Genomic DNA, 25856 nt, shown 5'->3' with positions numbered 1-25856 from the left:
TTTGGCATCTGCATCAGCTTTGCGTTTTGCATCCGCTTCGGCTTTACGTTTTGCTTCTTGTTGAGCTTGAAGCTTTGCATTTTCAGCCGCTTTCTGCTGTTTTAACTTCGCATCTTGCTCTGCTTTTTGACGTGCTCTGGCATCCGCTTCAGCTTTCGCGCTTTGTTCAGCTCTGAGTTTCGCTTCAGCTTCAGTTTTTGCCTTTGCATCAGCTTGACGTTTTGCTTCAGCATCGACACGTTGTTTTTGTGCCTGTGCTTCTGCAAGTTTACGCTGTTCTTCGACTTGCTTGGCACGAGCAGCTTCATCGGCTTTACGTTTTTGTTCAGCTAATTTTGCTTGCTGTGCTTGCTCCACCTTTTGTTTTTCAGCTGCAAGTTGTTGTGCAGTTGGCGGTGGAGGGGCTACAGGAATATTTTCAGGTAAGGTCGGATCTACATTTGGACTGACCACTTCTGGTGCTTGTTTATCAGCAGTGACTTGCTGTTCAGGCTGCTGAAGTGATTGAGGTAAATCTTCTGGCTTCACCAAAATAGTGGTGAGTTTTTTAGGCTCTTCTGGTGGTTTACTCAAGCCTAAAAACAGTAAGCCAACAATCGCGATTGCATGAACACCGAGTGTGAAACCCAGTGCAATCGCATTTTGCTTAAAAGGCGGCTCTTGAAATTTTTTCATAGCTTATTTTAACGGCTCGGTCAGTAAGCCAACTTGAGTTAGGCCTGCTTCTTGTAGACTCGCCATAAGTGAAACCACTTCACCATAAGGACGAGATTTATCACCATTCACGAGAACAGTCAGTTGCTTATTTTCTTGTTCAGCTTGAGTTTGAGCTTCACTTAAAAGCGTTTCAAGCTGTTCCAGTGATAGTGGCTCACTGCCTTTGTGTTCTTGATATTGCAAAAAGATATTGCCATCTTTGCCAATGGTGACCATCGCTGGCATATCTTTAGATTCAATAGGGTGGTTATTGGCTTGAGGTAAATCTACTTTGATACCACTGGTGATCATGGGTGCTGTCACCATAAAAATAACCAGAAGTACTAACATGACGTCGATATAAGGAACGACGTTCATATCGCTTTTCAGTGGTTTTTTAATCCGCTCAAAACGTCCAGATCTTTGAATCGCCATTATGCATCTTCCTGTGTCGTTCCAATCGCTTGACGCTGTAAAAGAGCAACCATTTCTTCTGCAAATAAGGCACGGTCTGAATAGATCGATTCGCCTTTGGCTGTGTAGTGGTTAAATGCAAGTACCGCTGGAATTGCAGCAAATAAACCGATTGCTGTAGCGATGAGCGCTTCGGCAATACCCGGTGCAACTGTTGCCAACGTAACTTGATCCACCGCAGCCAGACCGATGAAGGCATTCATAATGCCCCAAACAGTACCAAATAAACCAATATAAGGTGCAACAGAACCAATGCTGGCAAGTGCACCTAAGCCTTGTTCCAAACCGCCTTGATCACGGCTTAAACCGACACGAAGGATACGTTCAGTTCCTTCGATGGTTTGATTGGTATCTGCTTTACGTTTTTGTAATTTGAAAAACTCACCCAACCCTTGATAGAAGATGTCTTCTAAACCACGACGTTTAGAGTTGAGTTGAGCGTTATTATAAAGGGTATTTAATTCGGCACCTGACCAGAACATCTTTTGAAAATGCTCATCATCTTGTCCTGCTTTTTTGAAGCCCATATGCAATTTGGCGATTAGATACCAGCTATAAATTGAAGCGAGTAATAAAATCAGCATGACCAGTTGTACAACAGGACTTGCTTGCAAAATAAGGTCGGAGATGTGTAGAGAAGATTCTAAATTAGTTGCCATAAGTTACTGTGCCGAAAGTTTATTTTAGTCCTGTGCCAATTCTTTTTGAATCAGGTCACGAATTTCATCAGGAAGTCGACGTGGCATTAACTCTTTGTTTAAACATGCCAACACAACCTCACCTGAAGCCAGCAAGATTTCACCACGATAAATATTTTGTTGCAACACAAATGATGCGGCTTTACACGAAATAACACGTGCTGTAACGGTAATTAAGTCATCCATTAATATAGGTCGTACATATTTGACCTGAATCTGGTGCACAACGAAGTTGTAATCTTGTTGATGCCAGTAGTGATCAACTCCAGCAGCACGTAACCATTCAGTGCGTGCACGTTCCATAAAACGGATATGGTTGGCATGGTAGACGATACCACCTGCATCTGTATCTTCGATATAAACACGAATTTTAAATTCAAAATGATTCGCCATGAGAGTATTCCGTTCTAGTTCACTATAGGGCTTTATATTTAAAAATATGACTGCTAAATAAAACATCAGTTCCATTCAACGTCATAGACCTGCTTTAAATACGGGGCAGTTTAGCAGATTGCATACTAAGTCCTATGGCACAACCTTTCAATTGCGATTGCGGTCTTTATTGTCTAAAACGGGACACTCTATAACTTGTATGTTGTTAAGTTAAGACGGTTTCCATGCGGCCTGAACTTGTTTCGCGATTTCTGGATAATCTAAGACGAATCTTACATGTAGCTCTGTCCCTGTCTTTAAGGCTTTATCATCGACTATAAAATAGGGGTTATGGTTCGGAGCGGCTTGACTTAAGTCCTGATTTTCAGGTGTCGCACCTAAGAAAACAAAGAAGGACGGCATTAATTTTCCATAATAGGCAAAATCCTCACTGGCACTTGCATTATGGTCCATCAGATGAAGTTTCGAATCTCCGACAGCTTTGGTCAATGTTGGCTGAATAAGTTGAGTAAGTGCCTTATTATTCACTGTTACTGGAGCATAAGGCGCAATCTCAACTTTGGCCGTTACATCATTGGCTTGAGCATTATGTTCAACAAGCGTCGGTAAACTTTTTAAGATGTTGTCTCGTATCTGTTCGTTGTTGGAGCGAATGGTACCAATCATATTAACTTGATCAGGAATGATGTTTCCTGCCGTTCCACCTTGAATATTACCAATACTGATGACGCCCATGCCTTGAGTCAGATCGGTTCTTCGACTAATAAGACTTTGTATATTGTTAATCATTTGAGCTGACGCATAAATCGGATCTCTACCTAACCAAGGCATCGAACCATGGACTTGTTTGCCGTTGACTTGAATACGCAAATGATCTGAACTGTTTAAAATCGCACCATCTTTATAGTAGAGATGTCCGCTTTTCATACCAGACATGACATGCATACCAAAAATAGCTTCTGGCTTATCGTCTATAAATGCTCCGTCCGCGATCATTTTTCTTGAGCCGATTTGATCGCCATGTGTGAAATTATCGATATCTGCGCCACCTTCTTCGGCGGGTTGAAATACAAAAATGACTGTGCCTGATATTTTATCTTTGTTGGCTGCCAGAATTTTTGCTGCACCTAAGAGCATTGCAGTGTGAGCATCGTGTCCACAGGCATGCATTACATAAGTTTCTTTACCTTGATAGATTGCTTTTTGTTTGCTGGCAAATGGCACGCCACTTTTTTCCTGCATCGGTAAAGCATCCATATCCGCTCTAAGCGCCATGACTGGACCGGGTTTGTCGCCTTTTAAGATGCCAATGACTCCTGTTTTTGCATAACCTGTTTTGACTTGAATGCCATAAGATTTCAATTCTTTTTGAACAAGCGCAGATGTTTTAAATTCCATATTGCCAAGTTCGGGGTGCTCATGGATGTGTTGTCTTAATTGAATAACCTGATTTTCATTTTGTTGTGCGGCATCTTTTATCCAATCTGCCATACTGAGTTGACTTACGAGGGCGAGTGGAAGTAATAAAGCGGCTTTCTTATACATATCCTTATCCTAAAAATTATTGTTTATCAGATTTACGTTGTATTTTTCTTATAATGCAGTTCTTGAAAATATTAAAAAATCAATAAGGTATAAATAAAGACTTAAAAGGTATAGAGTCGCTAATTTGTTGATAATAGAATTATTATTTTGCTTTAGAGAAAAGGTTCAAATTAAAAAAAAAGAAGAGAAAACTCTCTTCTTTTGCTTAGTTGTTTGACTCAGGCGGTGTCATACCAAACTGTAAATACGCCATATTGGTTGCAATACGACCGCGAGCAGTCCGCATCACATAACCTTGCTGAATTAAATACGGCTCAATCACATCTTCCAGCGTTCCGCTGTCTTCTGCCATCGCTGCGGCTAATGCTTCAACACCTGTCGGTCGTCCTTCAAAACGTTCCAGTAACATACTGAGATAACGTCGATCTAGCGTATCTAAGCCTGCTTTATCAACATTAAGCATGTCCAAAGCGCGTTGTGCCATGTCTTGAGTCACTTCACCTGTGCCTTTGACTTGCGCATAGTCACGAACACGACGTAATAGACGGTTGGCAATACGCGGTGTGCCGCGTGCACGACGGGCGATTTCTGTTGAGCCTTCGTGCGTAATCGGCACATCCATCAAATTGGCAGAACGTGTCACGATATGCGTCAAGTCCTCAACCGAATAGAACTCTAATCGTTGCACGATCCCGAAACGGTCACGTAATGGCGAAGTCAACAAACCAGCACGTGTTGTTGCTGCAACTAAAGTAAATGCAGGTAGATCCAGCTTGATTGAGCGGGCAGCAGGGCCTTCACCAATCATAATATCCAGTTGATAGTCTTCCATCGCAGGATAGAGGATTTCTTCAATCACAGGCGAAAGACGATGAATTTCGTCAATAAACAGAACATCACCTTCTTCCAGATTGGTCAGCATGGCAGCCAAATCGCCAGCTCGTTCTAACACTGGGCCAGAAGTCGACTTTAAATTACCGCCCATTTCACGCGCGATAATATTCGCCAGGGTGGTTTTACCCAAGCCCGGCGGGCCAAAGATCAGGGTATGATCAAGTGCCTCACCACGACCACGGGCCGCGCCAATGAAGATTTCCATTTGCTCACGTACCACAGGCTGACCGATATAATCAGCCAAAGAAGTGGGACGAATGGCACGATCAAAATGATCTTCAGGTTTTTCAGTTCCGCTAATAAGACGATCTTGCATATATCTATTACTTCATCATGGATTTAAGCGCAGCACGAATAATGTCGGCTGACTCAGTATAATCTGCTTTGACGGCTGCAACGGCTTTTTGTGCTTCAGCTGGTTTATAACCGAGCGATTGTAATGCGGCTTCGGCTTCGGCAACAGGTGAGTTTGACATGAACTGGATTTGCGTTGCCGTTGCATTGCTTGAGCCACCTGCGGGATGGGCCAATGCTTTAAAGCGGTCACGTAATTCAATCATTAGGCGTTCAGCTGTTTTCTTACCTACACCCGGAACTTTAATCAGGGTATTTACATCGTCATGTTCAATGGTATGAATCAGCAATTCAACACTCAGGGTTGAAAGAATGCCTAGAGCCATTTTAGGGCCTACACCATTGACTTTGAGTAGCGTGCGGAAAATGGTTTTTTCCTGCGCATCGCTAAAGCCATACAATTGCTGTGCATCTTCACGGACAACTAAATGTGTCCATAACGTGACTTTTTGTCCTTTTTGTAATTGGCAAAATGTTGAAAGTGGGGTGTCGATTTCATAGCCAACGCCATTCACGTTCAGTAATACGGTTGGGGCTTCCAGGGCAAACACTTCGCCAATTAAACATCCGATCATGAGTAAAATTTCACTATTTTTTAAAACAATTTAGTTGGTGATTTAAGAGACTAATAGCGCTTAATTTAAGCCTTTAAAAGAATCCTATTTTATTTCCTTGCAACTCTTGCGCCAGACTATAAGCCTGATGGTCAGAGAACTTACTAATAATATCCAAGACTTGCATAATATTATTATAATGGTTGTTTTGCAGATTTACGCCTGAATGTTGCAAAATTGACATTAATCGCTGTTCTTTAAAGCTTAATGTCTTATGCGGCATGGTCAAAGGAATAAATGCATCCAGAATGGTTTGTAGACTTTGATGGGCAATAATCTCTAAACCTGATTTTTGAGGATGTTCAAAAATTCGGTCACGTGCCAGATTTTTCGCTGTTTGAATGCCTGCCTCAATATCAGGTGAGCAATATTGTAATAGGCTACCTTTGAGCTGGCCTGTCAAAATTTCAAAATGATGCTTGGCAAATGCCGTGGTGACTTCATCGACCAAACGCTTCATGACGCGTCCGCGTAAGGCTGCGATTTTTTGCTGCCAAGTGGTATGCGGTAAATGTAATTCCTCTGGATAGCCATAATCAGCAATCAAATTCAGGAAAATCGGTTCAACTTCAGCATAGTTCAACATATTGAGAATAATGCCATCTTCCAGATCAATTAGCGCATAGCAAATGTCATCAGCTGCTTCTAATAAATAGGTCAGGGGATGACGGCAGTAATGATATTCACCCAGTTGAATCAAACCGAGCTGTTCAGCCAATTGTTTTAAAATTTCTTTTTCAGATTGATAACAGCCAAATTTTGCCCGTTGATGAGAAGGGGTATCACCTTGTTCTTCAATCGTTTTAGACAGCCACGGATATTTTAAATAAGCACCCAGCGTGGCACAGGTCAGGCGCATACCACCATCATCAGGGTGATAATCAATACGACTTAAAAGTCGAAGCCCTTGTGCATTGCCTTCGAACTGACGTACATCAGCGGCTTCTTCTGGCGTAAGTTTAGTCAGAAAGTCGCGATGTGAAGCGTCATCAAACCATTCACGGATTGCGTATTCGCCTGCATGACCAAAGGGGGGATTGCCAATATCATGCGCCAGACACGCCGCCTGAATAATCGCACCGACATCGGCAGGTGAGATCCACATGGGTAATTCGTCTTTAATTTTTTCTGCCGCCAGCATACCCAGCGAACGACCAATACAAGATACTTCCAATGAATGAGTTAAGCGGGTGTGAATCCCGTCATGTTGGGTAAGCGGATGAACCTGTGTTTTTCTATTCAGTTGTCGAAAGCTTTGGGAAAATATAATTCTGTCGTAATCTTTATGGAATGGGCTACGGGCCAATTCTGTACTGCTTTTTTTACTACCTAAACGAATTGCGGAAAGCAACTCTAACCAACGCATTTGTTCCATTTATCATTATTCACTATGAATTCAGTTTCATCATGCCAAAAAAAAGATTAAAGCACTAGAGTAGGGCGACATAAGTTGTCTTGGATAAGTAAGCAGTCCTTTATAGTTTTGTATTTCATGGTCATTTAAATCTGTTCAGCGTAAAGCCTAAAGGAAAAATAAGATTTTTATATCTAATAAATAATCTATGCACTTGTTTGGATCAGGCATCCCAATAAGATGATTAATGAATGACTTTATATAAGCTTTATTTAGGGAGAAATCAGACGATTGCCTATAGTGTTAAACTTTTTTATCAACACGGTGATATCTAAAAAGATGAGGCGTGAATTTGGAATGTGATTTGGGTATCAGGTTAAATGAATTGTTACGAATAAAGTAAAATCAATAAAGCTACAATAAATTAAGTCATTTGAAGTAGAAAACTCTGATTTTTAAGATGGATATGGCTAGCTGAAATGAGGCTTTCACAGTAGAATATGCGCTCTCTTATAAGTCACATTGTGGTAGGTTCGTTAGACCCGCCCGTGGAGCCAAAGTCAACATGTTTATCGTGGCCGGTGCATCAGCACATTCTTCTTTCAAGAAAGCTCAACTCTTAAATCGCTTAACGTCAATGAGTTCTGTTCAATCTTTTGACAGCCAGTGGGTTTATTTGTTTGATCAAGCGCTCAACGAGCAGCAACATCAATCGGCATTACAACTTTTAAACGATGGTCAATCTTTCGAACTTCGCCAAGCTGCAAGTGATGAAATCCAGATTTTAGTCACCCCGCGTGTAGGAACTATCTCACCGTGGTCATCTAAAGCAACAGATATTTTCAAAAACTGTAATACGCCAATTCACCGCTTAGAACGCGGTCTTTTGTTTACATTGAAAGGTGTAACCGAGATTTCGAATGAAGTGAAATTGGCATTACATGACCGTATGACTGAAAATGTTTTTGCTCAAATCGAAGATGCAAAAGCATTGTTCTCGGAAACAGCGCCGAAGCCGTTGAACTCAATTGATATCTTGGGTCAAGGTAAAGAAGCGTTAGTTAAAGCCAACAATGAGTTTGGCTTTGCTTTATCTGAGCAGGAAATTGATTACTTAACCGAAGCATTTACCAAGCTGGGTCGTAATCCGAATGACATCGAGTTGATGATGTTTGCACAGGCAAACTCTGAACATTGTCGTCATAAAATCTTTGGTTCTGAATGGACAATTGATGGCGAAAAACAGCCATTGTCATTGTTCCAGATGATTAAGAATACCTATAAAGAATCTCCGACCGACGTGTTATCAGCATATAAAGATAATGCGTCTGTGATCGTGGGTTATGACACCATGCGTTTTTATCCGAAAGCGGATGAAAATGGTCACTTCGTTTATAAATATAAGAGCCAAGCTGCTCATATTCTGATGAAGGTGGAAACCCATAACCACCCAACAGCAATTTCTCCATTTGCGGGCGCTGCAACAGGTTCGGGCGGTGAAATCCGTGACGAAGGTGCAACAGGTCGTGGTGGTAAACCAAAAGCAGGTTTAACGGGCTTTACTGTATCAAACTTGAATATTCCTGGTTTTGAACAACCTTGGGAAGAAAACTACGGCAAACCTTCACGTATGGCATCGCCATTACAGATCATGATTGAAGGTCCATTGGGTGGCGCAGCATTTAATAACGAATTCGGTCGTCCTGCATTAAATGGTTATTTCCGTACTTTCGAACAGAATGTCAATGGTGAAGTGAAAGGCTTCCATAAGCCAATCATGATCGCTGGTGGTTACGGCAACATTCGTCCTGACCATGTAGAAAAAGATGCGATTCAACCGGGTGACTTGCTCATTGTATTGGGTGGCCCTGCAATGTTAATCGGTCTTGGTGGTGGCGCAGCGTCTTCTGTAGATAGCGGTACCATGGGTGAAAGCCTTGATTTCGCCTCAGTACAACGTGAAAACCCAGAAATGGAACGCCGTTGCCAAGAAGTCATCGATACATGCTGGCGTTTAGAAGACTTTAACCCGATCGTGTCTGTACATGACGTGGGTGCGGGTGGTCTATCAAATGCTATGCCTGAACTTGTGAATGATCATGAGTTAGGTGCAGTTCTTAACCTTCGTAAGATTCCATCTTTAGAGCCAGGTATGAGCCCGATGGAAATCTGGTCAAACGAAGCGCAAGAGCGTTATGTACTTGCGATTCGCCCAGAATCTTTAGAACAGTTTGAAGAAATTTGTGCACGTGAGCGTTGTCCGTTTGCGGTGCTTGGTGAAGCAACTGAAGCGCGTCATTTGACCGTTGAAGACCCATTGTTTGAAAACAATGCAGTCGACATCCCGATGCAAGTGATGTTGGGTGGTACGCCACGTATGCAACGTTCGTATGAAACGATCGAGCGTACAGGCAACGACTTTGATGCAGCAAAAGTTGATTTGAAAGATGCGATTTTCCGCGTATTGAAAAATCCTACCGTGGCATCTAAATCGTTCTTGATTACCATTGGTGACCGTTCGATTACCGGTATGGTTGCACGTGACCAGATGGTCGGTCGTTGGCAGGTTCCTGTTGCGGATGCAGCAGTGACGACCACAAGTTTGCAAGGTTTCACTGGTGAAGCAATGGCAATGGGCGAACGTCCACCTGTTGCATTGTTAAATCCTGCTGCATCTGCACGTTTGGCTGTTGCGGAAGCGATTACCAACATTGCTTGTGCCAACATCGAACAAATTAGCGATATCAAACTTTCAGCAAACTGGATGGCAGCGGCAGGTCAAAAAGGTGAAGATCAAGCCTTATTTGAAGGTGTGAAAGCGATTGGTATGGAAATGTGTCCTGCATTAGGCATCGCAATTCCAGTCGGTAAAGACTCACTTTCAATGCGCACCACGTGGAATGATGGTGAAGATAAAGCTGTTACTTCGCCAATGACAGGTGTGATCACTGCATTTGCACCAGTTCTAGATGTTCGTAAAACCTTAACGCCTGAATTGAAAAACCTTGCAGACTCTGTATTGGTTCGTATTGATCTATCTAAAGGGCAGTTCCGTTTAGGTGGTTCGATCCTTGCACAAGTGTATAAAGCGATTGGTTCAGTAACACCTGATGTCGATAGTTTTGATGACTTCAAAGCATTCTTTGCCTTGATTCAAGACTGGAACAATCGTAGTGTAATCAAGGCTTACCATGACATCGGTGATGGTGGTTTATTGGCGACTGTGGCTGAAATGATGTTTGCTTCACGCTTAGGTGTTGCATTAGAAAATCAAACAACGGAAAGCTTATTTGCTGAAGAAATTGGTGCTGTACTCCAAATCACAGCAGCTGATTGGGTGCAATTGCAAGTTGAAGTTGCAGCATCAAGCCTGAAAGATGCAATCGCAGTTGTGGGCCGTGTTAATACAACTGATCAATTGGCTGTCAATGGTTTAACTTTAGAACGTGCTGAATTACAACAAGCTTGGGCAGAAGTGTCACACCAAATCCAGCGCTTACGTGACAATGTTGAAACGGCTGATCAAGAGTTTGCATTGATTGCAGATAAAAATCATAAAGGTTTGATTGCACAAGCGACTTATGATTTGAATGAGCCTGTTGAAGCGCCGTTTATCAATACACGTCGTCCAAACATGGCAATCTTGCGTGAGCAAGGTGTCAACGGTCATGTTGAAATGGCTGCTGCATTTGACAAAGTTGGCTTCAATACCATCGACGTACACATGAGTGACTTGCTTGCAGGTCGTGTCAGCTTGACTGATTTCGAAGGTTTAGTGGCATGTGGCGGCTTCTCATACGGTGACGTGATGGGCGCTGGCGGTGGCTGGGCGAAATCAGTCTTGTTCAATGCAAAATTGCGTGATCAGTTCGAACAGTTCTTCCATCGTGAGAGTACATTCAGCTTAGGCGTATGTAATGGCTGTCAAATGATGTCGCAACTTGCACCACTGATTCCAGGTGCAGAGCATTGGGGCCGTTTCCACCGTAACACCTCAGAAGTATTTGAAGCACGTGCTGTTAACGTACGCGTAGAAAAATCAGTTTCAGTCTTGCTTGAAGATATGCAAGGTTCGATTTTACCAATTGCTGTTGCGCATGGTGAAGGTCGTCTAGTTGCAACTGAACAGCAAATCGCTGCTTTAAATGCCGAGAACCAAGTGATCTTGCGTTATGTAGATAGCTTGGGTAACCCAACTCAGCACTATCCGTTGAACCCGAATGGTTCACCTGAGGCGATTACAGGTCAAACTTCTAAAGATGGTCGTGCAACCGTGATGATGCCGCATCCTGAACGTAACTTCCGTGCCTTACAGCATTCTTGGAAGCCAGAAGACTGGGTTGAAGATGGTGCTTGGTTACGTATGTTCCGTAATGCACGTAAATTTATTGGTTAATTAAATCCATGCAATAAGCCACCGTCAGGTGGCTTATTTAATTCAATATAAAATAATGATCAATGGACAAGAAAAATGAAATCAAAAATCCATTTCCACGAATTCGCATTATTGATGGCATTATTAATGTCCATCGTCTCTTTCTCGATTGATGCTGTTTTACCTGCATTAGGTGAAATTGGCCGAGTTTTTACCCTGCAAAATAGCAATCAGGCACAGTGGGTCATCATTAGTATTTTCTCAGGAATGACTATCGGGCAACTGATTGCAGGGCCATTGTCTGATGCAATTGGACGAAAACGAATTTTATTTACAGGCATCGTGATCTATTTCTTAGGAAGCTTGTTGTGCTATTCCACCCAAAGTTTTGAATGGTTCTTGGTCGGGCGTTTTATTCAGGGTGTGGGTGTTTCTGGGCCTTATGTGGCTTCTATTTCCATTGTTCGGGATAAATACAGTGGCGCACAAATGGCACGTATCATGTCTTTGATCATGATGGTGTTTATGGTCGCACCTGCGATTGCACCCAGTTTGGGACAACTGATTATTCATTTCTTCGGTTGGCGTGATATTTTTGTGTTGTATATGGTCTATGCCATAGCTGTTGGAGGTTGGATCGCTTTAAGGCTAGAAGAAACTTTAGTGCCTGAAAATCGTTTGCCAATGCGTGTACAAGCATTTAAAGATGGCTTCAAAGAAGTAGTGAGCAATAAAACCACCATGAGTTATTTGCTATGTGCAGGTTTTTGTTTTGGCGGTTTTATTGGATATCTTGGAACTTCACAACAAATCTTTATGCAGCAATTTGGCAAAACAGGGCAGGAATTTAGTGCTTACTTTGCGCTATTAGCTGGCGTAATGGGGATTGCATCTTTTACTAATTCTAGAATTGTCATGAAGTTTGGGATGCGCCCGATCTGTATTTATGGCTTTCTTGGCCTATGTTTAATTTCATTGCTGTTCCTCATTATTCAGCTCGCTGGTGTCGCCGTTTCATTCTGGATGTTTATGCTGTATGCCTGCATTTTATTTTTGTTGTTTGGAACACTGTTTGGCAATCTCAATGCGATTGCAATGGAACCGATGGGGCATGTGGCTGGCATGGCTTCAGCGATTATTGGGGCATCTTCATCTGTACTGTCGTTAATTCTCGCTTCGATCATTGGGCAGCTTTATAACGGTACCTTGATTCCAATGACCAGTGGATTTGTGATTTTGTGTGGTTTGGCTTTTGCGATGACACTGTATGAGAAAAGGCAGTTAAAAATATTAAATTCTGATAGTTAAGTCGTTGATGCTCGGAAGATAAGAAAATATGAAAAAAGTTGTTCCAGTAATTTTAAGACATCAAAAGCATGGCTTGGAAATATTGGCTTTTCGGCATCCACTTGCAGGGATTCAATTGGTTAAAGGGACAATAGAGCAAGAGGAAAAATATGATGAAGCTGCAATCCGTGAATTATTTGAAGAAGCAGGGTTAAATGCTGAAGCAAATCCCAAGTTTATGGGGAATTTAAAACTCAAATCTAATCAGCAAGGTTGGTATTTCTATTTATGTGAGGTCAGCGTAGATTTAGCTGAAACTTGGATACATCATTGTCAGGATGACGGTGGCTTAGATTTTGAGTTCTTTTGGTTCCCTTTAAATCAAAAGCCAAATGAGAGTTGGCATGAGAGTTTTCATGAAGCCTTAAGTTATTTAAGAAATTTCTTAGTGTCGTCATAACCCATCTTCTCTTGGTGAAAGCCAGTCTTTATATTTGTCTCTTAAAGCATTTCTTTTCTCCTCATCAAAGATAATAAAATCAATGCCACCGTCATAAGGTGCAACAATTGTATTTTTCTCGAAAGAAATCATAAAAGCCTTTAATTCATCATCGGCGATCTTTTTCAATAAGTCATCATGTTGATTGGTTTGCCAAGTTACTTCGACACTACATGGTCTAAAGAAATGATCTTCATCCTCTTCATCATAATATTCAGGATTAGCTCGTGTTAAGTTAATTTCCTGCTCTAAATGAAATTGATATTTAAGGCTAAAAGCAGGGTCATAAGCTTTATTGTTTCTGCTCAATGTAAAGTAATGGCCTGAGACTATAAAAATAGAAGTATCACTACCGAGGCAATCTGTAATGATTTTATTCTGGCGATCTAGTAATAATTCGTATTCAGCAGCTGTATCTGCATATCTTTTTGACTCTGGTAGGCTATGGATCCTAAACCAAGATTGTGCAAAGTCTTGGACTAAATAATGAGAAATTGGAAGTTTGTTTGGATAAAAAAGCTCCCATTGAGCTTGAAAAGAATAAGGCATATTAATTTATAAAAGTTTATGAAAAATATATATTATTAGATAGAGCTAAAAAGATAAATCTACAAATAATTTCATTTATCTTCTGAAGCCTATAAATTTTTCTCCTTTTCTAATTGGCTCAATTCTTGCTTCTCATATTTCAATAATAAATAAGATATGAGAGAGCAATATGATAAAAAATGAAAACTATTTGAGAGCAAGCCATTCAAAAGACAAAGGCTGGTTTTGGTTTGGCTTAACTGTGCTCATTCAACTGCTATTTATCATCGTGAGTTATCTCATTATCAATCTTTCACTTTGATTGTTCAGCTTTTATCACGCTATGATTGAATTCTCATTGATTTCGATTTGAGCCATTTTACGATGCTAAAGCTGATTTATTACGTGCCAGAATCTCATTTGGAATCTACCAAACAAGCAATCTTTGAAGCAGGTGCGGGTGGTATTAGTAATTACGAATATTGTGCTTGGCAAGTCAAAGGCATTGGGCAATTCAAGCCTGTAAAAGGTGCAGATCCTTTTTTAGGACAATTGGATGAGTTAGAGCAGCTTGAAGAATGGCGAGTAGAAACCATTGTCACAGAAGAAAAGGCCAGTGCAGTAGCAAAAGCTTTAAAGGCAAGCCATCCTTATGAAGAGCCTGCTTTTGAGTTTATCCAGATTTTAGATATTCATTGAGTTTGATTAGGTTTAATCATACTGGTCTGAATTAATCGGGCGATATCGGTTGTCCGTGCACGAATCAGCTCTGCCGCATTTTGACAGGCTTCTTCTAGACTGGTTGGGCCGGAAGTTAAAGAAAAGGCAGCCCTAATACCGTGCTCATATAAAGCTTGATAGTTTTGCCCAAGCGTTCCTGCAATTACAATCACAGGAATATTGGCTGCTTGTGCTATTTGAGCGACCCCGAACGGGGTTTTGCCATTTAAAGTCTGTTCGTCAAACTTTCCTTCACCTGTAATCACCCAATCCGCGCCTTGGATTTTTTCTGCAAGCTGGTTCAGGTCTGCAATCACTTCCACACCCGATCTAAACTCGGCTTGTAAGTAAGTTTTTGCAGCAAAACCAAGTCCACCTGCTGCTCCCGCACCAGCTTCATTGCGTTGATCAATGCCAAGCAATTGTGTTGTGACATCAGCAAAATGTGACAATGCTTGATCCAGTTCAAGTACCTGATTTGGTGAAGCACCTTTTTGTGGGCCAAAAATATGAGATGCACCATTAGGGCCGCAAAGTGGATTGGTTACATCAGCAGCCAATAAAAATTTAGTTTGTTGAATGCGTGGATCAAAATTCTCCAGATTGATCTGTACCAGATTTTGCAGGGCAAGACCACCAGCAGGCAAGACTTGATGATCTGCATCTAAAAACTTAGCGCCTAAGGCAGATAAAAGCCCCGTACCAGCATCATTGGTTGCGCTGCCGCCCACAGTCAGTACTATTTCCTTTGCACCTGCATCCAAAGCAGCGAGGATCAGCTCACCTGTACCAAATGTACTGCTGATACATGCATCACGTTCTGAGGGATGCACCAATTGGATACCACTGGCTTGCGCCATTTCAATGATGGCAATTTTTTCAGTCTCTAACCAGCCCCATTTTGCTAATACAGGTTGCCCAAGTGGGCCTTGTACGGTTTGTTCACGCCATTGACCTGAACAAGCCGCTAAAACAGCTTCAATTGATCCTTCACCGCCATCTGCCATGGGGCAAGTGATGATTTCTGTATTAGGAAAAACCTGTTGCCAACCTAAAGCAATCGCTTCTGCAACATCATGTGCAGATAAGCTGTCTTTAAAAGAGTCTGGAGCAATGACGACTTTCATATTTTTGAAATTTAGTTTTAATCAGAATCGAGCTTAGACGGTCTATTCGTAAATATCTATATGGATACACAAAATAAAAAACCACTTAACTTTTAGGCTAAGTGGTTTGTTCTAATGATTAATGCAGTGATTAATTGAACTGAGAAAAATCAGGTTTACGCTTTTGCATAAAGGCTTGTACCGCTTCCATCATTTCTGGTGAGCGTACACGTTGCATGAAAATTTCAGCTTCATCATCGACACATGCAATGATATCTGCCAAGTCTTGTTTCATGAGTGCTTTAGTTTGTTTGATCGAAGCCAATGGTAATGCTGCTAAATGTTGCGCTGTCTTTTGCGCTGTCGCATACACATCTTCAACCACATCATTGACTAGATTTGCTTTTACCGCAGTCGCTGCATCAAATTTTTTCGCCGTGAATAATAACTCGGCTGCTTTTTGATAACCAGCCTGTTTCACCAATAAACGACTTGCTGCACCTTCTGGAGATAGACCAAGGCTGACAAATGGAATTTGGAACAGGGCAGTGTTGTCTGCAAATACCATATCCGCATGTAATAGAATCGTGACACCAATTCCGATTGCAACACCTTTCACTGCAATGATGAGTGGTTTTGAAAAACGAGCTGCTGCTTTTAATAATACAAATGGAGGTTGATCGCCAGCTTTGCCTTCATGTGGCTTTTGAATAAAGCTCATAAAGTCTTTCATGTCATTACCCGCCGTAAAGTCTTGTTCTGCACCGCGGAAAATTACCACACGAACTTCTTTATTTGCATCGGCTTCATCCAAAGCTTTTGCGATCCAAAGGTAAAGTTCGCCATAGAGTGCATTTTTTGCTTCTGAACGGTTAATGGCTAAGGTGAGTACGCCATCTTCTAAATTTGCTTGCAAATGTTGATGAGGTTGTTGAATACAGCTAAGTGTCATCGTACTATCCTTGCTTTAATCCAGATTGATTTTAAGTGCCCTCATTATGTCGCATATTTATTAGAATGGCGCAACTGATGAGTTCACAAAAAAAGTGAAATTAAGCCTATGTACACATTTGACTATCTTGTTTTTATTGGACGCTTCCAGCCATTTCATTTTGCACATATGCAAACCATTGAAATTGCATTACAAAAAAGTCAAAACGTGATCTTGGCTTTGGGGTCGGCACAATCCGAACGGAATATCAAAAATCCTTTTCTGGTGATTGAGCGTGAGCAAATGATCTTGTCGAACTTTTCTGAGCAAGATCAAAAGCGAATTCATTTTGTCCATGTGGTCGATGTCTATAACGATGAGAAATGGGTCAAACAGGTCAAAGACTTGGTCAATGGCGTGATTCAGCCAAATGCAAAAGTCGGTTTAATCGGTCATTTTAAGGATGAATCTTCTTATTATTTACGTTTATTTCCTGAGTGGCAGATGGTGGAGCTGGAGAGTTTGAAAGATTCCATTTCAGCAACACCAATGCGTGAAGCCTATTATCGTGGTGAGATTCAAACTGAGTTTTTTCCTGAAGGGACAATCCAGTTCTTGAGCGAATTTCAAAAATCGCCGATCTATCAGAAACTACAGCAAAAGTTTAAGGACAATGACCGTTCCAATATCGATGAATTTTGATACAAAGGGAAGATTAGGCATCTTCCCAAAAAATGATTCGATTTGAAAATGGGTCGGTGATACTCAGTTCCAATGTTTCCCAATCGGTTTTCTCTACTTGAGGCTTGGCAAATTTATAGTCTTTTGCATCCAATTCTGTATGAAGCAAACTAAGATTCTCCCAATAAATACGAATGGCACTGTGTGGGCTAGCATCACCGAAATGTTCAGATAAATGAATGATGCAATCACCTTTGGAAATCTGTAGATAAAGCGGGAAGTTATCCCCAAAAGTATGTTGCCAATCGAGTTGGAAGCCTAAATAGTCCAGATAAAATGATTGGGCAAGTTCGACATCGAAAATACGTAGAATGGGGGTAATTGAGCCAGATTGCATGCTTATTCCTTTTTATCGAACACCAAATTGTTGAGTCCAATAACTTTTTTGTTTCGCTGATTGGTCAACTGTACAGGCTAGCGCGTAGTCTGTAAATTTTGGATGCATCAAATTACGACAATGCACAGGACTGGCCAGCCATGTTGCCATCACATCATTTAAGTTATTTTGTCCACGAGCCACATTTTCTCCACCGCCACGACCCTTGAACTGCGTTTGTTTTAAACGGCTTCTAAAATCGTGACCTTCACTACTAACGTGTCCGAGCATATTGTTTTGTGCCATATCTTGTGCATGAGCAAAAGCACTTTGGGATAAAGCACTATTCCATTTTAAGGGTGCAACTGCTGGAAAATGTTGTCCACCACATTGCCGTGGTTGCTGTCTAATTTGATTGATTGCATTCAGAATCACCTGCTGATAGGCAGGATTTTGTATATCTTGGCAGCGTATTGTGGCGCTTGATTTATCTATTTGCGCTACGTTGAAGGATTGCTGTTGTGATGTGGCAGGGATGCTTGTACTACACGCTGATAAGAACATGAGACAGCTAAGGCTAGGAAGTAGTTTTAGAGGATTCATTTGCAGTATCTTTTAATTATTTTTAATTTTCTTATCATACGCTAAGCACAAAGTGGACATCAATTTGTCTGAATAAAAAAAGCGGATATGGAATCCGCTTTTTTCACTGAATCATCTTAAGCGGTTTGTAAGGCTTTTAGGTCTTCTAACACTTGTTCTGCATGTCCAGCCGCTTTGACTTTACGGTAGCTTTTCACTAACTGTTTGTTATGGAAAATAAAGGTTGAGCGTTCAATGCCCATCACCTGTTTGCCATACATATTTTTTTCTTTAATCACGTCGAAATGTTTGCACAGCACTTCTTCTTTGTCACTGATTAAATCGATGCTGAGTGCTTGTTTTTCTGTAAAGTTCTGATGTGCTTTAACTGAATCACGAGATACACCAATAATCTGGCAGTTTAAAGCATCAAACTGATCTTTTAAGCAAGAAAAGCCTACCGCCTGAGTGGTACAACCAGGGGTTGAATCTTTAGGGTAGAAGTAGAGCACCAACCATTCACTGCTGATTTCAGCAAGATTGATTTCACCTTGAGTGGTTGGGAAAACATGATTGGGTAATTGAATATTCTCAGACATTGTTCATCCTTCGATAAAATTAGTTTTGCTCAAGCTCAAGCGGTAAAAAAGCATATTCCTCATGATAAACAATATCGCCGTGTCGTACAGGAATAGCTTTGTTAAAAATAGGTCCATCAATCACAGTGGTGTGAAATTCGCCACCTTCACCACATGGATCAACGCCACGATCTTCCAATTCCTGAATATAGTCCAAGGTTAAAATCTTACCTAGATCTTCAACTTGCATACCCAGTTTCAGGTTGACTGTCACGATGACACTCTTGAATCCTAAATTTATAAATTCTTCAACCACTTCTCGGTGAGAGCGTAACCAAAGCGGCATTCCCAGTTTTAGCCCCACTTGCTGGGTGACCCGATCATGCCAGCAACCATGCTCAGGCATATCAAGATCACCCGTTACCAATACTTCTGCACCTTGTTGTTTGGCTTGATCGAGTAGCGCAATGAACTTTGTTTCATAATCGGCCCAACTTGAAGATGTCATATACACGGGTAAAGCAACCGCATCTGCTTGTGCGCGGATAATATCCAGTGGCATCGCATGGGAACGAGAACGTTGGCCTTGTTCTTCCAGCATGACAATTAGCCCAATCACAGTGCCTGTTTGCATCGCATGATATAGGGCGAGGGAACTGTCTTTACCACCACTGAACGAGACAATAGATTGTCGTTGCTCGGCATTGGTTTTCCATTGATCTTGCATGGTGTTATTCAACTGATTCTAGATAAAGGGGATTTTAACAAAGCCCAATGAAAAAGCCTGCATAAATGCAGGCTTTGTTTTCAACTATACAGGCTTATTTTTTTGGAGCCTGTTGTTGCTGTTGAGCAGCTTTCATTGCTTCTTCAGTTAGTTTCTCTAACTTAGTCACAAGTGGAGCGCCTAAACATGCTTGTAGGTCTTTATTTTGCTGTTGCACAAAACCTAAAGAGCTTGGGCTTTTCTTCGCATTAATCGCGCTCTGGATTTCCCATTTTTGCGCTTCAGTTACTTTACCTTGAGCATCAATTTGGCAACCACAGAACTTGCTAACTTCAGCCGCTGTTAATTTACCGCCTTTAGCAGTCTGGTCTTTACATACGTTGACCAATGCTGCTTTTACATTGGTACTTTTATACGCAGTTTGTAATGGATTATCAGCTGCGTGAGTTGCTGTCGCAAAAAGTGCGGCAGCTGACATCATTGTAGATAGAATAAGATTTGATTTAGAAAACTTCATATAATGTACCTAATTTTTTACCCTAATATCGATTATTCAGCGTAACGCGTAGGATCCGCAATACCTGCTTCGATAAAACCTTGTTGACGTAAACGACAACTGTCGCATTTGCCACATGCACGTCCTTGAGCATCTGCCTGATAGCAGGATACCGTTTGACTGTAGTCTACGCCATGTTCGATGCCTAAGCGTATAATATTCGCTTTGGATAAATGTAACAAAGGTGTTTCTATTTTAAGAGGTTTTCCTTCAACGCCTGCTTTGGTTGCTAAATGTGCAAGATTGGCAAAAGCGTCAATAAATTCTGGGCGACAATCAGGATATCCTGAATAATCAACAGCATTGATCCCAATTACGATGGCAGCAGCGTCAAAAACTTCGGCCGCAGCAAGGGCATAAGACAAGAAAATTGTGTTACGTGCTGGAACATAAGTTACAGGAATCCCTTCTTGTAATTGTTCTGGAACTTCAATGTTATGATCTGTAAGCGCAGACCCACCTAAATTGCCTAAATCGATGTTAATGATGCGGTGTTCTACACCTGCACGTTGAGCCAGCGCTTTGGCTGCATCAAGTTCAGTGGTTGAACGTTGACCGTACATAAAGCTTAAGGCGATACATTCATAATTTGCCTGTGCCCAAGCAAGACACGTTGTTGAGTCTAAGCCGCCAGACAATAATACGATGGCACGAGAACGCATATTATTTTCCATTATTCAACCTAAAATAAATTTGAGGAAAATCATTGCTGTTTTAAAGCATGATTTTCATGAGCTTTTAACGACCAGATTCATCATTCCATAACAGTTTGTGTAACTGTAACTGGAAGCGAACAGGGAGATGGTCTTCTAAAATCCACTGGGCTAAGTCACGCGCCAATGCTGGCAGGGCAACTGCACCTTTTTCAACTGCAAAAGCAGGTGAGAACCAAACCGTACTCACTTTGTCTTGCAACTGGAATTGTTCTAACTGTTGTTTTGACCATTCATAATCCGCACGATTACAGATCACAAATTTAATCTGGTCATGTGGGGTGAGATGGTCAAGATTACTATATAAGTTACGGTGATCTTCTTTTGAAGTTGGCGTTTTTAAATCCAGAACTTTAGAAACACGCGGGTCAACCTTGGAAACATCCAAAGCGCCACTGGTTTCGAGCGAAACCTGAAAACCAAGATCACACAGACGTTGTAACAGAATCAAACAGTTGGGTTGTGCAAGCGGTTCACCGCCTGTGACACAGATATACGGTGTTTTATGCTGGCTCGCTATTTCGATAATCTGTTCAAGTGATAAACGTTCACCGCCTTCAAAAGAGTAGGTGGTATCGCAATAACTACAGCGTAACGGACAACCTGTTAATCGAATAAAAACAGTTGGTAGACCAAACGTATTCGCTTCGCCTTGCAAAGAGTAAAAGATCTCCGTGATGCGTAAACCAGCCGCAGGATCAGAGACAGGAATTGCAGAAGAACGTAAGGAAGCCATAAACAGTTACCACAAACAGGTGCCACACAAGCAGCATGCTACATAAAAAACAAAATCTCTACGACCATGACTGATCGTAGAGACGAGGAGCGACAGAAGCTCCGAGGAACCATTAAGTTCCGTATATATTACAAATTAGTCAGCGCGTAATAAATCGTTCAAGCTGGTTTTTGCACGTGTTTTTGCATCCACTTTTTTCACGATGATTGCAGCATATAAGCTGTAAGTACCGCATTTTGATGGAAGGCTACCCGCAACAACCACAGAACCTGCTGGTACGCGGCCATAGTGAACTTCACCAGTTTCACGATCAAAGATTTTGGTTGATTGACCAATGAAAACGCCCATTGAAATCACAGAACCTTCTTCAACAATCACGCCTTCAACGATTTCAGAACGTGCACCGATGAAGCAGTTGTCTTCAATAATGGTCGGGTTTGCTTGTAAAGGTTCTAAAACACCACCGATACCAACGCCACCAGACAAGTGAACATTTTTACCGATTTGTGCACATGAACCTACAGTTGCCCATGTATCAACCATAGTGCCTTCATCTACATAAGCACCAATGTTGACATAAGATGGCATTAACACCACATTTTTAGCCTGGAAGCTACCACGACGCGCAACTGCAGGTGGTACGACACGTACGCCAGCAGCTTTGAATTGCTCTTCAGTCCAGCCTGAATATTTAGTATCTACTTTGTCATAGAAACGAAGATCACAAGCTTCGATAGGCTTATTGTCATTGAGTTTGAATGAAAGTAAAACGGCTTTTTTTAACCATTGGTGAACAACCCATTCACCATCGATTTTTTCAGCTACACGAAGTGTACCGTTATCTAAACCTGTCAATGCTTCTTCTACAGCTTGACGGATTTCAGTTGGGCAGTCCGCTGCACTATAGTTGGCACGGTCTTCAAATGCTTGCTCAATGATTGCAGAAAGCTGAGACATGATCTTCCTTCTTCCAAAAAAATTTTGAAGATTTTACACTAATTTTGTAGGGTCTGTTGCCATTTTATAAATAGGTTGCGTTATAAGCTAAAATTTTATCAGACGAGGCATGAAACGTAGGGAATGGCTATTCCCTTGCCAAGTTTCATAACGAAGTATGAGGAAATTTTAGCCATAACCCTTTGGGACAAGGAATTTTTTTGTCGCTACATCGTTATGTCTTGTTCATTTAGAAAGGCTAAATTTCGCAAGCCATGCCTTGTATCGCCTAAAAAAATCTCCATTGTCGCAACCATAGATAAAGTGGCAGCAGCCCCTCAGAATCTTTGAAAAAAGTAGTTACAATATATTGTTTTAAATTTGAGCAACAAATCTGTAATAAAAATGGAGCCTATTGTTTTTTATCTATAATTTAGAAATACATAATTCCTTTGAATTTGTATCAAAAAATAACAAAAAGTAATCAGTTTCTGTATAAAAAAATAGCGCTATTTATTTTATCCTGTGTCCACAGTAACAATTATACTTTAAATAAGAGCATTTTTGAGGAGACTTCAATGAAAGCTTTGCGTGTTATGTTAGCAGCAGGTGTATTAACAGCGATTGCAGGCACTGCATTTGCAGCAGATGAACAAGTCGTGCAGGAATCTGTTTATGCATTTCCTTCATACTTAGATCCAGTTTCAGTTCGTGCTGAGGTAGGTACTACAGGTTACGGTGGTGCAATTTCATATAAAGTCAACCCATACGTGAGCTTAAGCCTTGGTTACAATGGTGGCGATATTTCTTGGTCAGACAGTTTAAAAATTGATGGCACGAAATACGATATGGATATGGATAACAAAAATGCATATTTAAATGCTGAAATTTATCCATGGGGTACTAACCAAAATGCATTTGCACGTGCGTTGTACGTAGCAGCTGGTGTTGGTTATCTTGACAATAGCTATGATCTGAAAAAATCTGTATCTAATACAAACGATACAATTAAAATTGATGGCTCAAACTACTATGCACCAAGCGGCAGTGGTTCAGTTAAAGGTCATTTAAATTATGATAACCAACTTGCTCCATACCTAGGTTTTGGTTTGAATACTCCAGTTTATAAAAACATTGGTGTATTTGGTGAAGTTGGTGCTTACTACACTGGTAATCCTGAAGTTGATTTAAAATCTGAAGGTCTAGTAAAAGTAGGTGGTACTGAATCTGGTCAAGCGGCAGCTGATCGTGATGCAGACAAAATTGCCAACAAAAACAAATATGAGTGGATGCCAGTTGCGAAAGTGGGTGTGAGCTTCAAGTTCTAATCCATGCATTCAACATAAAAAAACGAGCGTCATGCTCGTTTTTTTATACCTGCTCATCAGCAAAATAAAAGGCGCATAATGCGCCTTTTATTTTAGATAATTTATTCTTCTGGATAAGCCACTCTTTTCAAAGCTTTAATATCTGTTTCAGGTGAGCATAAAGAAATAAATTCATAACCATAACCACGCAGTAAATGGCCTTTACGTACTGCGATCCATGTCGTATTCACACCAAACACATCAGTCTTGATTTGTTGTAGGCGATAGTCACGTTCAGCATCATAAGCAACATCATTGACAATTCCGACACCCATATTCAGTTCAACATAGGTTTTAATCACGTCGGCATCAAGAGCTGACATCACGATGTCTGCGTGCAATTGTGCATCTTCAAAAGCTTTATCAATTTTAGAGCGGCCTGTAAAACCACCATGATAAGTAATCAATGGGTATTCTGCTAAAACATCGAGGTTGATTTTATCTAGTTTTGCTAAAGGATGGTCTTTCGGCGTAATAATGCTATGGTGCCATTCATAATAAGGCACACTTGCCAGATTTTCTTCTGTGGTTAACGATTCGGTTGCGATGCCGATATCAGCTTCACCTTGAAGGAGCATTTCTGCAATTTCAACAGGGCTGGCTTGTTGTAAAACTAAATGAACTTTCGGAAATAATTTTTTGAACTGATTCACAATCGGCGGCAGTACATAACGCGCTTGTGTATGTGTTGTCGCAATCGTCAGTGTGCCTTCGTCAACTTTATTAAAATCATCGGCGAGACGTTTAATATTATCGGCATCGACCAACATGCGTTCCACGATGCTCAATAAAGACTGACCTGGTTCGGTTAGACCTAATAAGCGTTTTCCTTTACGTACAAATAACTGTACACCTAATTCATCTTCTAAATCTTTGATGTGTTTACTGACACCAGATTGAGAGGTATACAAGGCCGCAGATGCTTCGGTTAAATTAAAGTTTTGGCGAACAGTTTCTCGAATAATTCTGAGTTGTTGAAAGTTCATAATCGTTTTTCCACATAAAAAGTGAGCATCGGCTAAATTTTCACAAGGATATTTTAGCCGTCCTCAAGATATTATTCTAAGCAACTTGCGTTGATTGATCTGCAAATAAATGAAGTTGAGCCGCACTGATCCAAACGGTTTGATTTGGTTTGAATTGATGTAAGTTCGCTTCTTCTACACTTAATAAAATTTCGATCGTTCGTCCACTACGATCTTGTAATTCAGCCACAACTCGGCCAGCAATCCACACTTCACGTAAGAACGTCGCCTCAATGGTATTGGCTTGAGGTTGGATGTGAATATGTAATTCATTTGGTCGTGCAAATGCAATCACTTTGCCTTGTGGTGCTTCTAGACTGGTTGGTAGCTGAATACGATCATCACCGATACGGATAATACCGCCAGTGTGCTCACCTTCAAAACGATTTGCTTGACCAAGGAAATCAAAAACAAAAGGTGTTGCTGGTTTTTCGTACACTTCGCGTGGTGAGCCGATTTGTTCGACATCACCTTTGTTCATGACAATGATTTGATCTGCAACTTCTAAAGCTTCTTCCTGATCGTGGGTCACAAAGATCGACGTGATATGCAGTTCATCATGTAAGGTACGTAACCAACGGCGTAATTCCTTGCGGACTTTCGCATCAAGCGCACCAAATGGTTCATCGAGTAATAAAACTCGTGGTTCAACAGCTAGCGCACGGGCTAATGCAATACGTTGGCGTTGACCACCAGAAAGCTGAGCAGGGTAACGATCTGCCAAGAAACCAAGTTGCACCAGATCAAGTAAGCGTGTAACACGTTTTTTGATGTCAGCTTCCGAAGGGCGTGTTGCACGTGGGCGAACACGTAAGCCAAAGGCAATATTGTCAAAAACTGTCATGTGACGGAACAGGGCATAGTGCTGGAAAACAAAACCGACCTGACGTTCACGCACGTGGATGTCAGTTGCGTCTTCACCTTCAAGTAAAACCTGACCACCATCTGCAGATTCCAATCCTGCAATGATGCGTAATAATGTTGTTTTACCGCAGCCTGAAGGACCAAGTAGGGCAACCAATTCACCTTCAGGAAAGTCCAAAGAGATATTTTTTAGCGCATGGAATGCACCAAAGTGTTTTTCAATATTTTTAACTTGAATACTCATGTG

At 41.2% G+C, this 25856-nt stretch carries 28 protein-coding genes; 7 read left to right on the top strand and 21 right to left on the bottom strand.

Annotation, left to right across the window (positions count from 1 at the left end; genetic code table 11):
• From tolA to A9Z07_RS14730, 8 genes are all read right to left on the bottom strand, one after another.
• On the bottom strand, nucleotides 1-675 hold a 675-nt coding region (tolA, locus tag A9Z07_RS14765; RefSeq protein ID WP_069579644.1), incomplete at its 3' end, for a cell envelope integrity protein TolA.
• A gap of 3 nt (nucleotides 676-678) precedes the next feature.
• The gene (gene tolR, locus A9Z07_RS14760; protein WP_004771447.1) at nucleotides 679-1131 is read right to left on the bottom strand and encodes a protein TolR; all 453 of its coding nucleotides are present in this window, start codon (nucleotides 1129-1131) and stop codon (nucleotides 679-681) included.
• Nucleotides 1131-1829: a protein TolQ gene (gene tolQ / locus A9Z07_RS14755; RefSeq protein ID WP_004771450.1), complete on the bottom strand. Its 699-nt coding sequence runs from the start codon at nucleotides 1827-1829 to the stop codon at nucleotides 1131-1133. Before tolQ ends, tolR begins: the two co-directional genes overlap by 1 nt.
• A gap of 24 nt (nucleotides 1830-1853) precedes the next feature.
• A complete protein-coding gene (gene ybgC / locus A9Z07_RS14750; RefSeq protein WP_004771451.1) occupies nucleotides 1854-2261 on the bottom strand; it encodes a tol-pal system-associated acyl-CoA thioesterase in 408 nt (135 codons plus the stop codon).
• A 210-nt stretch (nucleotides 2262-2471) separates the two neighbouring features.
• Complete coding sequence (locus tag A9Z07_RS14745) at nucleotides 2472-3806, bottom strand: M20 family metallopeptidase (protein WP_069579642.1); 1335 nt, start codon at nucleotides 3804-3806, stop codon at nucleotides 2472-2474.
• A 205-nt stretch (nucleotides 3807-4011) separates the two neighbouring features.
• The gene (ruvB, locus tag A9Z07_RS14740; RefSeq protein ID WP_004771455.1) at nucleotides 4012-5016 is read right to left on the bottom strand and encodes a Holliday junction branch migration DNA helicase RuvB; all 1005 of its coding nucleotides are present in this window, start codon (nucleotides 5014-5016) and stop codon (nucleotides 4012-4014) included.
• Between the two features lie 7 nt (nucleotides 5017-5023).
• Complete coding sequence (gene ruvA / locus A9Z07_RS14735) at nucleotides 5024-5629, bottom strand: Holliday junction branch migration protein RuvA (RefSeq protein WP_069579639.1); 606 nt, start codon at nucleotides 5627-5629, stop codon at nucleotides 5024-5026.
• A gap of 73 nt (nucleotides 5630-5702) precedes the next feature.
• Nucleotides 5703-7043: a deoxyguanosinetriphosphate triphosphohydrolase gene (locus tag A9Z07_RS14730; protein WP_004771459.1), complete on the bottom strand. Its 1341-nt coding sequence runs from the start codon at nucleotides 7041-7043 to the stop codon at nucleotides 5703-5705.
• A gap of 544 nt (nucleotides 7044-7587) precedes the next feature.
• Here A9Z07_RS14730 and purL point away from each other — a divergent pair.
• From purL to A9Z07_RS14715, 3 genes are all read left to right on the top strand, one after another.
• Nucleotides 7588-11418: a phosphoribosylformylglycinamidine synthase gene (gene purL / locus A9Z07_RS14725; protein WP_069579637.1), complete on the top strand. Its 3831-nt coding sequence runs from the start codon at nucleotides 7588-7590 to the stop codon at nucleotides 11416-11418.
• A gap of 75 nt (nucleotides 11419-11493) precedes the next feature.
• Entirely contained in the window at nucleotides 11494-12705 is a 1212-nt protein-coding gene (locus tag A9Z07_RS14720) for a multidrug effflux MFS transporter (protein WP_069579635.1), read from the top strand.
• 28 nt (nucleotides 12706-12733) lie between these two features.
• Nucleotides 12734-13144 carry an NUDIX hydrolase gene (locus tag A9Z07_RS14715; RefSeq protein ID WP_069579633.1) on the top strand — a complete coding sequence of 137 codons (411 nt, stop codon included), beginning with the start codon at nucleotides 12734-12736 and terminating at the stop codon, nucleotides 13142-13144.
• On the opposite strand, the gene A9Z07_RS14710 is transcribed toward A9Z07_RS14715, so the two are convergent.
• Nucleotides 13139-13732: a hypothetical protein gene (locus A9Z07_RS14710; protein WP_069579629.1), complete on the bottom strand. Its 594-nt coding sequence runs from the start codon at nucleotides 13730-13732 to the stop codon at nucleotides 13139-13141. The two genes, A9Z07_RS14715 and A9Z07_RS14710, sit on opposite strands and share 6 nt — an antisense overlap.
• A gap of 169 nt (nucleotides 13733-13901) precedes the next feature.
• Between A9Z07_RS14710 and A9Z07_RS18110 the strand changes: the two genes are divergently transcribed.
• Nucleotides 13902-14033 (top strand): KGW motif small protein, encoded by a 132-nt coding sequence (locus A9Z07_RS18110; RefSeq protein WP_264754295.1) that lies wholly within the window; start codon nucleotides 13902-13904, stop codon nucleotides 14031-14033.
• 62 nt (nucleotides 14034-14095) lie between these two features.
• Nucleotides 14096-14410 (top strand): NGG1p interacting factor NIF3, encoded by a 315-nt coding sequence (locus tag A9Z07_RS14705; protein ID WP_069579627.1) that lies wholly within the window; start codon nucleotides 14096-14098, stop codon nucleotides 14408-14410.
• Here A9Z07_RS14705 and A9Z07_RS14700 read toward each other — a convergent pair.
• Together A9Z07_RS14700 and A9Z07_RS14695 are read right to left on the bottom strand one after the other, a co-directional pair.
• Nucleotides 14404-15558, bottom strand: coding sequence for a glycerate kinase (locus tag A9Z07_RS14700; RefSeq protein WP_069579625.1), 1155 nt, complete (start codon nucleotides 15556-15558; stop codon nucleotides 14404-14406). The two genes, A9Z07_RS14705 and A9Z07_RS14700, sit on opposite strands and share 7 nt — an antisense overlap.
• Before the next feature lie 130 nt (nucleotides 15559-15688).
• Entirely contained in the window at nucleotides 15689-16489 is an 801-nt protein-coding gene (locus tag A9Z07_RS14695; protein ID WP_069579623.1) for an enoyl-CoA hydratase-related protein, read from the bottom strand.
• Nucleotides 16490-16597: 108 nt separating this feature from the next.
• Between A9Z07_RS14695 and A9Z07_RS14690 the strand changes: the two genes are divergently transcribed.
• Nucleotides 16598-17170, top strand: a complete 573-nt coding sequence (locus A9Z07_RS14690; RefSeq protein WP_139126650.1) for a nicotinate-nicotinamide nucleotide adenylyltransferase — start codon at nucleotides 16598-16600, stop codon at nucleotides 17168-17170.
• A 13-nt stretch (nucleotides 17171-17183) separates the two neighbouring features.
• On the opposite strand, the gene A9Z07_RS14685 is transcribed toward A9Z07_RS14690, so the two are convergent.
• The 8 genes from A9Z07_RS14685 to dapD form a co-directional block, all read right to left on the bottom strand.
• Entirely contained in the window at nucleotides 17184-17546 is a 363-nt protein-coding gene (locus A9Z07_RS14685; RefSeq protein ID WP_069579622.1) for a glyoxalase superfamily protein, read from the bottom strand.
• A gap of 12 nt (nucleotides 17547-17558) precedes the next feature.
• Complete coding sequence (locus A9Z07_RS14680) at nucleotides 17559-18128, bottom strand: CAP domain-containing protein (RefSeq protein WP_069579621.1); 570 nt, start codon at nucleotides 18126-18128, stop codon at nucleotides 17559-17561.
• 116 nt (nucleotides 18129-18244) lie between these two features.
• Complete coding sequence (locus A9Z07_RS14675) at nucleotides 18245-18706, bottom strand: peroxiredoxin (protein ID WP_004771476.1); 462 nt, start codon at nucleotides 18704-18706, stop codon at nucleotides 18245-18247.
• 19 nt (nucleotides 18707-18725) lie between these two features.
• Nucleotides 18726-19412: a diphthine--ammonia ligase gene (locus A9Z07_RS14670; protein WP_069579619.1), complete on the bottom strand. Its 687-nt coding sequence runs from the start codon at nucleotides 19410-19412 to the stop codon at nucleotides 18726-18728.
• A gap of 94 nt (nucleotides 19413-19506) precedes the next feature.
• Complete coding sequence (locus A9Z07_RS14665) at nucleotides 19507-19929, bottom strand: hypothetical protein (RefSeq protein WP_005292853.1); 423 nt, start codon at nucleotides 19927-19929, stop codon at nucleotides 19507-19509.
• A 32-nt stretch (nucleotides 19930-19961) separates the two neighbouring features.
• Nucleotides 19962-20630 carry a 7-cyano-7-deazaguanine synthase QueC gene (gene queC, locus A9Z07_RS14660; protein WP_199949367.1) on the bottom strand — a complete coding sequence of 223 codons (669 nt, stop codon included), beginning with the start codon at nucleotides 20628-20630 and terminating at the stop codon, nucleotides 19962-19964.
• A 76-nt stretch (nucleotides 20631-20706) separates the two neighbouring features.
• The gene (gene queE / locus A9Z07_RS14655) at nucleotides 20707-21417 is read right to left on the bottom strand and encodes a 7-carboxy-7-deazaguanine synthase QueE (RefSeq protein ID WP_069579618.1); all 711 of its coding nucleotides are present in this window, start codon (nucleotides 21415-21417) and stop codon (nucleotides 20707-20709) included.
• Nucleotides 21418-21552: 135 nt separating this feature from the next.
• Nucleotides 21553-22374 carry a 2,3,4,5-tetrahydropyridine-2,6-dicarboxylate N-succinyltransferase gene (gene dapD / locus A9Z07_RS14650; RefSeq protein WP_004771483.1) on the bottom strand — a complete coding sequence of 274 codons (822 nt, stop codon included), beginning with the start codon at nucleotides 22372-22374 and terminating at the stop codon, nucleotides 21553-21555.
• Between the two features lie 557 nt (nucleotides 22375-22931).
• On the opposite strand from dapD, the gene carO reads away from it, so the two are divergent.
• On the top strand, nucleotides 22932-23681 hold the full coding sequence (gene carO, locus A9Z07_RS14640; RefSeq protein WP_004771485.1) for an ornithine uptake porin CarO: 750 nt from the start codon (nucleotides 22932-22934) through the stop codon (nucleotides 23679-23681).
• A 101-nt stretch (nucleotides 23682-23782) separates the two neighbouring features.
• On the opposite strand, the gene A9Z07_RS14635 is transcribed toward carO, so the two are convergent.
• Complete coding sequence (locus A9Z07_RS14635) at nucleotides 23783-24706, bottom strand: CysB family HTH-type transcriptional regulator (RefSeq protein WP_004771487.1); 924 nt, start codon at nucleotides 24704-24706, stop codon at nucleotides 23783-23785.
• A 76-nt stretch (nucleotides 24707-24782) separates the two neighbouring features.
• Entirely contained in the window at nucleotides 24783-25853 is a 1071-nt protein-coding gene (locus A9Z07_RS14630) for a sulfate/molybdate ABC transporter ATP-binding protein (protein WP_069579615.1), read from the bottom strand.
• Nucleotides 25854-25856 lie beyond the last annotated feature (3 nt).

It is taken from the genome of Acinetobacter sp. YK3 (assembly GCF_001729365.1).
Taxonomy (GTDB): domain Bacteria; phylum Pseudomonadota; class Gammaproteobacteria; order Pseudomonadales; family Moraxellaceae; genus Acinetobacter; species Acinetobacter vivianii.
Note: the sequence above shows the minus strand (reverse complement) of the source record. Positions and strands in the feature narration are given on the sequence as shown.